Annotated in this window: 5 protein-coding genes; all 5 read left to right on the top strand. The window is 71.1% G+C overall.

Translation table 11 applies throughout. From position 1 onward, the window contains the following. Genes FHU30_RS10230 through FHU30_RS10210 form a run of 5 tightly spaced genes read left to right on the top strand, consistent with a single transcriptional unit; the run spans position 1 to position 13606 of the window. A complete protein-coding gene (locus tag FHU30_RS10230; protein ID WP_253874425.1) occupies positions 1 to 459 on the top strand; it encodes a hypothetical protein in 459 nt (152 codons plus the stop codon). Then, on the top strand, positions 459 to 2552 hold the full coding sequence (locus FHU30_RS10225) for a hypothetical protein (protein WP_253874419.1): 2094 nt from the start codon (positions 459 to 461) through the stop codon (positions 2550 to 2552). Before FHU30_RS10230 ends, FHU30_RS10225 begins: the two co-directional genes overlap by 1 nt. Continuing rightward, positions 2452 to 2745: a YbaB/EbfC family nucleoid-associated protein gene (locus FHU30_RS10220; protein WP_253874417.1), complete on the top strand. Its 294-nt coding sequence runs from the start codon at positions 2452 to 2454 to the stop codon at positions 2743 to 2745. The genes FHU30_RS10225 and FHU30_RS10220 overlap by 101 nt, the downstream gene beginning before the upstream one ends. After that, positions 2745 to 3068: a WXG100 family type VII secretion target gene (locus tag FHU30_RS10215; protein WP_253874415.1), complete on the top strand. Its 324-nt coding sequence runs from the start codon at positions 2745 to 2747 to the stop codon at positions 3066 to 3068. Before FHU30_RS10220 ends, FHU30_RS10215 begins: the two co-directional genes overlap by 1 nt. Positions 3069 to 3085: 17 nt before the next feature. Further along, a complete protein-coding gene (locus FHU30_RS10210) occupies positions 3086 to 13606 on the top strand; it encodes a WXG100-like domain-containing protein (RefSeq protein ID WP_253874413.1) in 10521 nt (3506 codons plus the stop codon). Positions 13607 to 13769: the final 163 nt, after the last annotated feature.

Raw genomic sequence — 13769 nt, 5'->3', positions numbered from 1 at the left:
ATGGCGGAGACCATCAAGATCGACGAAGCCTGGCTGAGGGACTTCGAGAGCAAGGACGTCACGCCGCTCGCCACCGAGGTCACCACCGCCCCGGGCCTCGTGTCGATGGGCAACGTCACCGACAAGACGCTGGAGCCGGGCGCGGGCACGCTGCTGCCGGGCGGCGCCGGGCTCGCGACCGCCGTGCAGACCGCCGCCAAGAGCGTGGTGACCTGGCGGGACGCGCTGAAGGGCACGCTCGGCCAGATGGTCGACGCGATCGAGCTGACGCTGGCCACCGCCGACAAGACCGAGCTGGAGAACGGCCTGACGGTCGCCGAGGTCGACGCGATCCTCAACACGCTCGCGCCGACGTCCGGCGGCGGTGGTTCGACGCAGCCCGGCGGGGGCTCGAACCAGCCGGGCGGGGGCTCGAACCAGCCCGGCGGGTCGTCCGGAGATCCGTCCGGGAAGTCCTGATGACCAAGCCGATCGACTCGCACGAGCCCACGTTCGGCGACGACGGGACGAACACGAAGAGCATCAAGCCGGGCGACCCGCTCACCGACAACCAGGGCGACGGTCCCGCGACCGGCGGGATGGGCACCTGGGAGCTGGCGATCAACAGCTTCACCGACGGCAAGACGCTGCCGGCCGTCCCCACGCGGTCGGCCGTGTCGGACCCGTCGGTGCAGTGGATCCGCTACTACTCCTACGGAAGCTCGTCCACCTCGTCGGCGGGCAGCCACGACATGGTCAGGACGTGGTCGGTCGGCGGCTACACCTACTTCTTCACCTTCGACTACCCGTGGGGGCCGAAGGGCGGCGAGGGTCCCAAGCACGAGCTGGGCAACGGCGCGAACAGCCCGATCGAGCAGTACTCGGTCAACGCGATCAACATCCTCGACTCGGCGGCGCGCGGCGAGGACACCAAGGCCGTCCGGCTCGGCTCGTTCGACGAGCTGGCCACCCAGTTCGGCCAGGTGATCTCCTGGCTGGAGACCACGCAGGCCAAGGTGAAGGGCTGGCAGAGCGGGCTCGGCGGCGACGAGGCCGCGCTCAAGGGCGAGGCCGCCGACGAGATCTGGAAGCTGATCGACAGGCTGTCGGTCGGCTTCACGCTCCTGCACGACCACATGAGCGCCGAGCCGCCGATGGGCGTCGCGCTGCTCACCGCGAAGAACAACCTGGTCACCGCGCTCAACTCGCTCCGGACGGCCTACTGGACCTGGCGCGCGGACCCGCTGTCCATGCCGATGGGCGCGCTGAGCGCCGTGGTGGACGAGTGGATGCAGTCCCCGCCGACCAACGCGAACGCGCCGTACCGCTTCGGCAACGGGATGGACGCGTCGCTCCCGTCCTTCTACGAGGCGCTGTCCGCGGCGGCGAAGCTGAAGTGGCTGACGTCGGTCGGCGAGAAGCTCGACGTCCCGGCCACCTCCGCCATGTCCACGCTCAACAACGCCTACCTGACGGCCGAGGGCCACATGCAGCGGTACCTGCCGTCCTCGCCGCTGGCGGGCGGCGGTGGCTCCGGCAACCCGTTCGACCCGAAGAACTCCGGCAATGGCAATGGCCCGGGATCAGGTGACAAGGGCCCCGACGGCAAAGGCCCCGGCAGTGGCACCACCGGCGACGGTAACGGCAACGGAACGGGCAACGGGAACGGGAACGGCCAGGGCCCGAACGGCTCGAAGGGCCCGCAGGGCGGCGGTTCCGGCAGCCTGACGCCGGGCGGCTCGCACAATACGAACGGCACGGGCAAGAACGGCCCGGGCAACGGCCCGGGCACCGGACCCGGCCAGGGCAAGAACAACCCCAAAGGCGGCGGCCACGGGTTCGTCCCGAGCACGAACAACCCGAACGGCAACAAGAACGCCGCCAAGGAGGACGAGAAGCGCCGCAAGGCCCAGCAGAAGTACCTCGACGACCTGAAGAAGGCCGAGGAGCAGGCCCGCAAGAATGCCGAGGAGAACGCGGCCCGGCTCCGCGACGAGGCGCGCAAGCAGGCCGACGCGCTCGCCAAGGCGCAGGAGGACGCGCGGAAGCAGGCCGAAAAGGAACTGCGCCGCCTCCAGAACCAGATGGGCAAGGTGCCGACCAGCAGCGGCGGGGGCCGCATCCCCGGCGGGACGGGCGGCAGCGGCGAACTCGGCACCGGGAACGGAACCGGCGGCCTCCCGAAGACCGTCGCCGACCCGAGCCTGTCCCCGCAGGCGGACGGCTCGGCCGCCAAGGGCCAGGGCGGCGTCCCGCTCTACCCGCCGACCGCCGGCGCGCAGGGCGGCGGCGCGGGCGGGCAGCAGAACGCCGAACGCGAACGCACGACATGGGTGTCGGAGGACGAGGGGACCTGGCAGGACGGTAAGCGCAGTGCCGGGGTCCTCGGCCGCCGCGCCAAGCGCAGAAGCAGGACGGAAGCCGAATATGAGTACGTCGTTCCAGGAGCAGCTCCAGCAGGCGCTCGGACAGTTGGCGGAGCAGACGGCGAGGCTGCGCAGCACGGGAGCCGAACTGCGGGAGCGGACGGCGTCGGCGACGTCCGCGAACAGGCTGGTCACGGCGACGGTTGACGCGCGCGGCGGGCTCGTCGGCCTGACCTTCAACACCACCCGGTACCGCACGATGGCCCCGGCGGAACTCGCCGCGGCCGTCAGCGAGACCGTCGTCGAGGCGCAGCGGACGATGGCCGAGCAGGTCAGCGAGGCGTTCGAGCCGCTGCGCGCGGACAAGGAGCGCCTGCGCTCGTTCCTGGGGGCGTTCTGATGGCCGACTTCCTGTCCGTCGACCCGGACGGCCTGGCCGACCGCAGCAGCGCCGTCGCCGAGTTGGCCAGGGTCGCCAGGGCGATCGCCGACCGGCACGCGACGTCCCTGGAGCTGCTCGGCGCGTGCTGGGGCGACGACGAGACCGGCGGCAAGTTCCACGAGGTGTACGGGCCCGCGCGGGAGAACCTGGGCAGGCTCATGCAGAGCCTCCCGCACGGGTTCGAGTCCAGCGCGGACGTCCTGCTCGGCACCGCCAAGCGCTTCGGCAAGACCGAGATGGAGAACACCGAGCTGGGCCATGACCTCCACCCCCGCCGCTGAGGACGGCGGGAACACGCATGGCGCTTGAGCTGCCGGACGGCCTGATCGGCCTGTTCAAGGGGCTGACCGGGATGGAGTTCCCGAAGGCGAACGAGGACGCCCTCCGGGAACTCGCCGCGGTCTACCAGCACACCGCGCACGACCTGCGCGGCGTCCTGCCGGGGCTGGTCGTCCAGGCGATCAACGAGGTGCAGTCGGAGTTCGACGCCGACACCTCCGACCAGTTCCGCGACTCGATGTCGGTGTTCGTGGACGGCCGGCCCGGCTACCTGTCGGCCGCCGCCGAGGCGTCCGACCTGCTGGCGAAGTTCGCCCGCGACACCGCGGCGAACGTCGAGTACGCCAAGTACATGATCATCGCGCAGCTGATCCAGCTCGCGCTGGAGATCGCGTGGGCGCTGGCGACCTGGTGGTTCAACCCGGCCGCGGCGGCCGAGGCCGAGGTGGCCGAGGAGGTCTCCCGGACGGTGATCCAGAAGGTCTTCCAGTTCCTCTGGGAGTGGATGATCAAGCACGTCGTGATCAGCGAGGCCGGGATGCTGGCGATGGACGCCATCATCCAGCGCATCCAGATCGCGAACGGCTCGCGCACCGACTGGGACACCCAGCTCACCATCCAGAGCGCGGAGATGGGCCTGCTCGGTGGGCTCGTCGGCGGCCCGCTCGGCAGGCTCGCCCAGTACCTCAGCCATTTCCTGAGCCGGTTCGGCAAGAACCTCGACAAGGAGCTCAAGGGACTCAAAGGGCTCGGGCCCGAACTTCAGCACGACCTCGGGAACGTCCTCAAGCCGCACGGCAGCGACTTCTTCAAGCACCTCACCGAGCGGACGCCGCTGCCGAAGTCCGCTGCCGACAACATGTCCCGGGGCTTCGGCGACCTGTTCACCCAGCACCTCGGCGGGACGCTCGGCAACGACGCAGCCCGCGACCTCGGCAGCCGCTACGGACGCAACCTGGCCGAGAACTGGGGCAAGAAGGATCTCGGCAACCTCCTCGAACGCGACCTCGGCCGGGACCTCGGCCGGGACCTCGGAGGCAGCGCCGGGAAGCTCACCCCGCCGACCCGCGACCTGTTCGCCCACGAGCTGCCCGGCGCGATCAACAAGGCGCTGGCGGGCGCCGCGAATGACGTGCTGCCGAAGATCGGCGGCTTCGGGCTGCGCGCGGTCAGCAACGCCGGGGCCGGGATGCTCACCGAGGGCATGTACAACCTCGTCTTCGACCCGAGCCACGAGTTCCACACGTCCTGGCTGAGCGGTGTCGCCGGGGCCGCGATGGGCGGCGTCCACGAGGTGATGCTCCACGGCAGCCTCGCCGGCCTGAAGGCGCTCGGCGTCACCCCGCTCGGCTCGTCCGGCCACTTCGCGGTCGCCTTCGACACGTCCCACCTGACCTCGCTCCCGCCCGGTGACCACCCCGTCCCGCTGAACGAGCCGAAGACCGTCTCCACCCCGATCACCGAAACCAAGACGGTCTCGACACCGGTCAACGAAACGAAGACCGTTTCGACGCCGACGAGCACCGAGGCGAAGACGGTCCCGACGCCGGTCAACGAGACCAAGACGGTCGGCGGCACGCCGAACCAGCCCGACGTGCGCCCGAAGACCACGTCCACGACCTCCACGTCGGACGAGCCGCCGGCGCGCTACACCGAGATCGCCACGGACGACTTCGATCCGCTCGCCTCGGCGCGGAACTCCCGGGCGAGCGGCCTGTCCGAGGCGGTCAAGGAACTCGGCTCGCCCGATCCGGTGCGGTACGCCGTCCGGCGCGTCCCGGATCCGCTCGGCGGCGGGGGCATGGTCCGCGAGCACGTCGTCCGGGTGCAGCTGGACGGCGGCGGCCTCCCGCCCGAGCAGCTCGAAGCGCTCAAGACCTCGTTCGCGGACGAGCTGGACCGGCTCGTCAACGTCGGGTCCGCCCTACCGCGCAGCCGCGAGGAGTTCCGGGTGCGGGTCGAGTTCGTCGACTCCGGCGCGCACACGCAGGTCAAGGTCGTCCCCGGGAACGGACGGTCCGACACGGCGACCTGGTTCGCAGGGGCTCCGCCGCGCGCGTGGGTGCACGAGGTGATGCACTCGTTCGGCCTGCGCGACGGCTACGCCCGTCCGAACCGCCTGCTCGGCGGCGGCGCGGCGCTCGAAGGGGAGGGGCTGATGAGCGGCGCCCTCCACGACGAGGACGCGCCGGGCCTGCTCCCCGGCCACCTGGAGAAGATCGAAAACCAGAGCGACGCCTGGCTCAGCCCCGGCGCCACGACGACGACGCACGCAGCGCCCGAACACCCGCCGACCAGCCCGCAGCATCCGCGCCAAGCGCCGGAGGACGAGCAGGAAGGCACCCGACTCGAACCGCTGCCCACCGATCAGCAGCAGCCCAGGCTCGTCCGGACCATGCCGAAGCCGGAGAACGTCGCGGGAAGCACCGTGACGTTCGAGGACGGCGACCGCAAGCTGCCCGCCCTGTTCGACGAGACGTTCGGCGGCGCCGAGGTCAAGCTGCTCGGCACGTCCCAGGTGCTCAACGCGATCAGCGAGCGGACGGGCGTGCCGGTCGACCGCCTCCCCGCCGACCTGCGGCACGCGGTCCATGCCGCGCCCGGCACGCTCGCCGGTGACGGGCGCGCATTCACCTACACCGATGCGAAGGGGCGTCCGCACGAAGTCCGCCTGACGCTGAAGGGCGGCAACTGGACGGCGGCCGATCCGCAGGGCGACAAGACGAAGGTCGTCTCGTCCCACGAGGGCGCGGACGCGATCGCGAGCACGGCGAAGCAGGCGAGCACGCGTTTCCAGGTCGCGGTGAAGGCGTCCGAAACGGGCATGACGGTCTCGGGCCTGCCGACGTCCGGGGCCGTCGCGGACACCAAGGTCGCGGGCATGGTGTCGGCCGGCCTCACCGGTTCGCAGGCGCAGGGCGTCTCGCACGTCCTGAACTCGCAGGTCAAGGCGAAGGGCGAGACCTCGGCGGGGCTGTCGCACCTGTTCCGGGGCGACGCGTTCTTCGAGCTGACGATCACGCCGTCCAAGGGCGCCTCGCACACCGCGTCCTTCGGGATGCGGCACGGCATCACGGCCCGCATCTCGGACGACCTGACCTCCACCAAGGACGTCGATGCGCGCCCGAGCCGCATCCCGCTCGCCTACGAGCCCGCGACGTCCCGTCCGCTGACGGTCGTCCACTCGGAAGGGATGAGCTCGGTTCGCGAACTCCGCGAAACCGCCATGAACTGGCTGGCGAGGAACCATCCCGAGCTGGCGCGGCCGGGCGCTCACCGGAGCGAGGTCAACCGCCTGCTGTCCGCCGACAACCTGCTCGCGAACCAGAACGCGGCGCAGCACGAGATGCTCACCACCGCGAACCTGCCCGGCCTGGACGGCCGTTTCGGCGTCCGGTCGCGCGTCACGGGCATCGAACTGGTCGGCGCCGGGACGAAGGTGACCGGCAGTACATCGGTCGCGTCGCAGGTCAAGGCCGAGACCGGAACCAAGGACACCCTTTCGGTCAGCCTGGACGTGTCGGGCGGGCCGTCCGTCTCGCACTCCTTCGGGGCGCTCCAGCTCTCCGGACGCGCCGCGGCGTCGGTGAAGGTGACCAACTCGTCCGAGCAGGCGTCCACGGGCGGCGCGTCGGCGGCGGACACGTCCAAGGTCAAGTACTCCGAGCTGCCGCTCTACCGGGTGCGGCGCGACATCACGGTCCACCTGCCGGACGGCACGAGCGAGACCCGGCCGGTGGTCACGCTCGACCGGCTCACCCCGTCCGATGCGCGCGCGTTCGCCGGATGGGACGCCGGACGCGACCGCTCCGAGCCGCCCGCCCCGTCCCACCTGCCGAAGGACCGGCCGCGCCTGCTCGGCCCGCACGCCGTCGAGGGCCTCGACCACGCCGAGGACTTCCACCACGAGCTGCTGGACGCGCTGTCCCGGCCGGGCAGCGACCTGCCGCCGCACCTGGTCGTCCGCCCAGGTCAGCGCCGCGACGACTTCCCGAACGAGCTGTCCTACCGGCGCGCGCAGGAGAACACCCAGCGGCTCCGGACCGCGATGCGGCAGGCGCAGCTTCAGGGGCAGTTGAGCTCGCTGGTCAACGACGGCGTCCCTGTCAAGCTGAAGCAGATGCACGACGGGCGCATGCACACCGTCGTGGTCAGGCTGCGCGCCGAGCTGACCGACCGGGCCTTCGACGGCGCGTCCCGGGACGTGGCGTCGCTCTCCCGGACGGCCGCCGCGACCCGCCGCGCGGACGGTTCGCAGACCGACACCCAGGGGTTCGAGGCCGGCCTGGACGTCACGCTCCGCCTCGCCCACGACCAGGGCGACAAGACCAGCCAGGGCGTCCAGGCGGCCGCCGGTTACAAGGGCGGCGGCAAGCGGACGGAGAAGACCGCCTACGGCACGACGTACTCGTCCTCGGGGGAGTCGTCCTTCGACGGCCCGGCGAACCGCTGGAAGTACAACGCGAACCTCACCGCCGACGTCACGACCTATTCGCGTCCCCGGAAGCTCAAGCGCGTGCTCGGTGTCGGCGCGCTGGAGCAGTTCGTGAACCGCTCGGAGACGCGGCCTCTGACCGGCGGCGACGACGCGCCGCTGACCCACAAGGACGAGATCGTCCTGCTCGTCCCCGACCGGCTCACCCACAACCACAACCCGGCGCGGTTCCAGGACATCACGCCGCGTCCTACCGATAACCGGCGGACCTTCACCGAGACCGCAGACCAGCTCGCCGGAGGGACCTTCGGCAAAGGCCCGAAGGACGAGCTGCTCGGCGAGTCCTACAAGCTGGAGGACATCGTCACCGACGGCCTGAACCACGCGCTGACCGAGGTGCTGCGCGAGGCGTCCGGCGACCAGTGGCAGTACACCGAGCCCGGCTCCGGGCCGCACGACCTGCTGGAGGCGCTGCTGAGCCAGCCGGTCGTCCGCAGCGCGCCGCAGCGGTTCGCCGAGGGGCTCCAGGTGCCGGGCGTCCGCGCGGAGGGCCCGTTCCGGGACATGGTCGCCGACGTCGGGCTGCGGATGGCGCTCACCAACCACCGCCTGGCGGGCCCGCCCGTGCGTATGAGCACCAAGCTGTCGGCCGGGCTGGACCAGGTGGCGGGCAGGACGACCGGCACCGGCCTCACCCACAAGATCACGGCCGCGCTCGGCTACAGCGGCAACCACGGCCCCAACGACCTGGCGTCCTACGGGCCCGGCGCGAGCCTGCTCGACGTCGCGAAGAGCGTGTCCAAGGGACTGTCGCTCACCGCGACGGGCAAGCAGTCCCGCAAGTACACCGGCTGGATGGTGCCGATCGTCGCGGACGTGTCGTTCGCCCTCGCGGCGAAGGTCGGCAAGACCGGGCCGCTCGCGTTCACCGAGGTCGCGCCGCGCCCGGCGGCGAGCCGCGAGGTGAACGTCGAGGCGGGCGCGCTGATCTACGTCCCCGAGAACGAGCTGCACCTGTGGCTCGACGGGGCGCCGGACGTCGCTCCGGTGAAGGACGAGCCGTGGCACCAGGAGGACTGGACGCGCTCGCCCGCGTACATGACCCACCCGCCGTCCGCGCACACCGTCGTGCAGGAGGCCGAGAAGCTCCTCGCGGACGCCGGCGTGAAGCTGGACGCGCCGAGCCGCGACCGGCTGCGCGCGCTGATCTCCGACCACGCGCTGCCGTCGCTCGCCGATGCGATGGAGGGCGGCGGCCTGACCTCGCGGCTCCGCACCGCGAACCGCCTGCTGTGGAAGTTCGAGGGCGACCGCAAGACCGGAACCGACGGAGGCTGGGACCCGATCCAGGACCTGAAAGACCTCAAGCTGAGCAGTTCGAGCGGACGCCTCACGCTGGAACTCGTCCGGAACGGCGAACCGGAGTTCCACGGCCTCGGGCACGACACCGAGCTGGAGGTCGCGTCCGAGCTGGCGTCCGCCGAGGACAAGGCCGTGTCGAAGAGCGTCGGCGGCCTCAACGCCAACATGACGCTCGGTGAGGCGATCAAGACCCCCGACCCGAAGCTCGTCGGCGCCGGCCCGAGCGTGACTGTGGACGGCGGCCGCAAGCAGACCGACGGGACGACCGAGTCGAGCACGCACACGACGTCCAGCACGATCACTTACAAGGGCTCGGAGGCACGCTTCGACACCGACGTCTCCTTGCGGATCACCTTCACCCTGGACGGCAAGGAGCTGCCGCGGACGATCCCCGCTGGGACCGTCCGCGAGTACATCTCGACGAGCCTGCTGCGTCCCGGCGGCGCGCTACGGCACGACGCGCCGAATCCGGTGGAGCACGCGGCTGCGAAGGTGACCGAACCCGGCGCGCCCGGGCCGCTCGTCCGGGACGGCAAGGGCGGCACGTGGGACAAGCTGTCGTCCGACAAGTTCGCGATCCACGCCCTGGATCACATCTCTGACCTGCGCGAATCGGTCCACACCGCCGTCCGGGCCGCGACCAGCACGCGCCGGGACGGGCCGTCCGGAACCCCGCCGCCGGTCGGGTCGCCGAACCTGACGCGTCCGGGAAGCGCCGCAGGTGAGGCGCTGTCCGGACTGCTGAACGCGACCGGGTTCAAGGCGCTGCTGTACAAGGCGCTGTCCACGGGCGAGCCGGTCGTCCTGCCCCGGCTACCCGACCGCGCGCTGATCGGCGGGACGGACCTGACCGTCTCGCTGCGTCCGGAGATCGACGTGTCCGGCGCCGAGCTGCTCACGGCGTCCGACAAGGTCACCCTCGGCGGGACGACCAAGGCTGCGGCGGGCTCCGACATCGAGTTCGGCACCGAGGCGAGCAGCACCGCGTCGCCCACGCTCGTCCTGACCGGGGACGATGCGCACGACGGCTTCCAGACGACCGGCGCGCCCAACCCGGGGATCGTCGGCTCGGGCAGCGGCGACACCGGGAATCGCAAACCGGGCACGACGACCGCGACGTCCAACGAGCCGCCCGCCGAACGCTCGTTCCTGTTCCGCGTTCCGGTTCGGCTGACGACCGTTGCGCAGGCGCACCGGCGCGTCCGCGACTCCGACGCCGCTACCTGGATGGCGCAGCACACGCCGTTCTATACGCCGCGTTCGCTGCGTGCCCGGCAGACGGAAGCGGACACGCACGTCACGCTGTGGCTCAGCGAGTCCGAGGCGAAGCGGTTCGGGCTGCTCACCGAGGAGCGCTACCCGGACGCCGTCAAGAAGGCGTGGGACGCGGACGGCGAGGCCGAGGACGCGTGGACCGAGAAGCGCCGCGAGCACGACGACACCGTCCACCGGCTCAAGGAGAACGCCGGGGACCGCGACCCGGCGACCGTCCTCCAGGAGGCGCGGGCGGCGAGCGACCGCGCGAACCTGACGCACGAGAACCGCCGCGACGAACGCCGCACCGCGGAGTCGGACGCCTCCCGGCTCGACCGGCGGCATCGCGACCTCGACGACCAGGCGGCGAAGCTCCAGGACTCGATCGGGCAGCTGGAGAGGCGGCGGGACCTGCACCGTGCCGACCTGCACCGCGCGCAGTCCGAACTCCGCGGCCTGCGCGACGAGCAGACGCGGCACCAGGACGATCTTGACACCGCGACTCGCGACCTGACCGAGCAGCGGTCCATCCGTGATCAGGCCCGCGACTCCCTGGGCAGGGCCCGCGACGAGGAGGAGCAGGCGCGGCAGCGGTACGCGCGCCGCTACCGCCGCTGGGCCGACACGATCGCCGAACGCGACGCGCACATCAACGACGTGACGAAGCCTCCGGCCGCCCGGGACGAGGCGCAGCGCCGCACCGACAACGCACGCACCGCGTTCGAGCACGCCGAACGCGACCTTTCGGCGGCCTCGCGACGCGTCTCGGAGCTGACTTCGGCTGCTGGGGACGCTGATGCACGGGTCGCCGAGGCCGAATCCCGGCACGAGCGGCTGCTTACCGCGGTCGAGGACGGCGACCGGAAGATCCGCGAGACGGAGGTTCGGGCGGACCGTTCGTCCGCGGCTTTGCGGGAGACGGAAACTCTGCTCGATCGCGACCGGAATGCCCTTTCGGAGACCGCCGGGCGTCGTGACCGGGCCGCGTCGGAGCTTCGCGAGGCGCGGCGTAAGGCGGCAGCAGCGCGGCAGGCCGAGGCGGAGGCGCTCCAAGCCGCCGCGCGCGCCCGCGAGAACCTCGCCCGGATCGACACCGATGCGTCCCGGCTGGCCGTCGCGGACGCCGAGAAGCGCTGGCGCGACGCCCGGGCCAACGCGGCCCGGCTCACCGCTGATCCGTCCGCCGAGCCTGCTGTCCTTACCGTTTCCAAGGACGAGGACGACCAGCCGCCACGCTTCACCATCGCGGACGACCAGGTCACCTCGCCTACCGGTTCTCTGCTGAAACTGTCGGATTCGGTTTCGCCTCAAGGGCGTTCGCTCCAGCATGCGCTGAGCGAACTGCTTCCCTCGGTGGGGAGTTCCGAGGACGTCCATGCGAAGCTGCTCAGCGCGTTCGATCGTCCGGCCAACCAGCGGCGTTACGCCGACGTTCTGGCTGTGGACGACACCGACACCTTCACCCCGCAGGAGTTGGAGGCCGCCGGAATCCGGTTGGGCGGGCCGCAGCAGAACGAGTTCGACGCGCTGAAGGTCATGCCGCATTCGCAGCCGCTCACGGGTGCACAGCGCCACGCCCTCGCGCGGACGATGCTGTCCCGTGGCGGCGACGGCTGGGATCACTCTGCCGCCGACCTTCTGCCCGACCTCGCCGCGCGCGAGTTCGGCGTCCGGCTCACGGTCGTCGCGGAGGACGGCACGTTCCAGACGTTCAACGAGTCCGGCGGCGGACGCGACGTCACGGTCGTCCTGAAGGACGGCAAGTTCCACGCGGCCCACCCGACCGTGGAAGCCGTGTCGGAAAACCTCCACCCCGACGCCTGGGATCACCTTCGGGACGAGACCACCCCGAAGTCGCTCTGGACCGAGCGGACCGAACTCCTGCACCCGCAAGGCGGCGACCGGCTCTACGACGACATCGTCTCCGCGCTCGGCGGGCTGCGCCAGGAGACCACGCGCATCCGCTACGACCTGCGCGAATACAAGATCGAGGGGAAGAGTGTCAGCGAGTTCACGCTCCGCGTGCACTTCGACTCGTCCGACTCGGGCGTCTCGGGCGTCTCGGGCGGCGAGCTTGACGGCCTGCACCAGCGGATGCAGGACGGCTTGGACCTGCTGGTGAACCAGCGATTCCACCTGCCTACTGGCGGCAACCAGCTGCACGTCCGCGTGGAGCGCGTGGGCGACCCCGACCGGGCGCACGTCCGGATGAAGGTGTCGCCGGGCGCGGGCACCCCGAAGCAGGACCACGTCTTCGTGGAGAACGACCACCGGCAGCTCACGCACGAACTCCTGCATTACCTCGGGCTGCCGGACGACTACGAGCGCGGCGCGGTTCTGCACTCGTCCTCGTCCGTCTCGTCTGAGGGGGTCATGCACTCCGTCGCGGCTACGCAGGACAAGGTGCTGACGGAGCACGACCTCACGCGCATCGAGGAGATCGCGAAGCAGGCGCACCACGACGTTCCGCGCCCGGACGACACGACGGACACCCCGTCCGCGCCGCCGCTCGACCAAGCGCCGCTCGTCCCGTCGCCGGTCTGGCGCTACGACGGCGGTACCGGCCAGTGGGTGAACGTGAACGCTCCCCACCAGACGCACCCGGACGGCGGGCCAGAAGGGGTTCCGCCGCGTCCGCTGCACGGCGACCAGTTCGACCAGGCCACCGGCAAGCTCTACAGCAGCGCCAACGTGTCGATCAAAGCCGAAGGCACGGTCGAGAACTACGCTGTCAAGGAGCAGCGGACGCGTAACGCCGTCGCCGACGCCAAGCGCAGGATCGACCAGGTCGTCGACCTGCTCGGATCCAAGCTGCGGACCCCGCAGACGATGCGCTCCACCGACCATCCGCTGCACCCGGACCACCCCGTCCGCAAGGCCCTGGATTCGAGCTTCCCGGTGCTGCGCGACAAGCCGCAGCACGAGATCCTCACCTACGTCGACCGGGTCGTGGACGTCCTGACCCGCGTCCGGGACGGCCTGGACTCCGCGCAGGCGAGCATCAAGATCGTCCCCGGCGGCAACCCGACCCACCTCGGCTGGGTGAAGCCGACCTGGACGGAGATCGGGCAGCGGCTCACCGACCCGAAGCAGATGGAACGCGACGAGCTGGCGCCGATGTTCGAGCGGACCAGCTCGATCCGGCTCGCGCAGATCGGCGGGCACACGGAGCTGACCTGGCTCCTCATCCACGAGGCCACGCACCGCTTCGCCGGGACGCTCGACTACCAGTACTCCTCGTACAACGACGAGGTCCTCTACGACGGGATGCCCGAGGACGTGGTCATCCCCAACGACGACCGCAACGTCCGGGACCCGGGGTCGTACACCGGGTCCAGCGAGGCGGACATCAAGAAGAAGCAGGCGAACTGGTACGCGATGGGGCTGCGCGGCCTCATGAACGCGGACTCCTACGGCCAGTTCATCCTCACGGCCACGGGCGAGCCCGCCCCGGCCCGGACCGGCCGCGGCACCGGAGGCCACCCGTGAGCCGGGGGCGGTGGTTGCACGTGAGCCGGGAGCGGAGCCCGCACGTGAGCCGAGGGCGGATCGCGCGGAACGTCCAAGATCGGAATGATGGTCCGGCGCGGCGCGCCGACCGGACGGGGTCCGCCGCCGGGCGCGGCGGATGTGACAGGGAGAGGTAGCGGCG

Origin of the sequence: Actinomadura rupiterrae (genome assembly GCF_024172125.1) — a bacterium.
Lineage (GTDB): Bacteria > Actinomycetota > Actinomycetes > Streptosporangiales > Streptosporangiaceae > Spirillospora > Spirillospora rupiterrae.
This window is presented reverse-complemented; position numbering and strand designations above follow the sequence as displayed.

Excerpts from the sequence above, each read along its gene's own strand:
- FHU30_RS10230 (WP_253874425.1), top strand. The coding sequence starts at position 1 with ATGGCGGAGACCATCAAGATCGACGAAGCCTGGCTGAGGGACTTCGAG.
- FHU30_RS10225 (WP_253874419.1), top strand. The coding sequence starts at position 459 with ATGACCAAGCCGATCGACTCGCACGAGCCCACGTTCGGCGACGACGGG.
- FHU30_RS10215 (WP_253874415.1), top strand. The coding sequence starts at position 2,745 with ATGGCCGACTTCCTGTCCGTCGACCCGGACGGCCTGGCCGACCGCAGC.
- FHU30_RS10210 (WP_253874413.1), top strand. The coding sequence starts at position 3,086 with ATGGCGCTTGAGCTGCCGGACGGCCTGATCGGCCTGTTCAAGGGGCTG.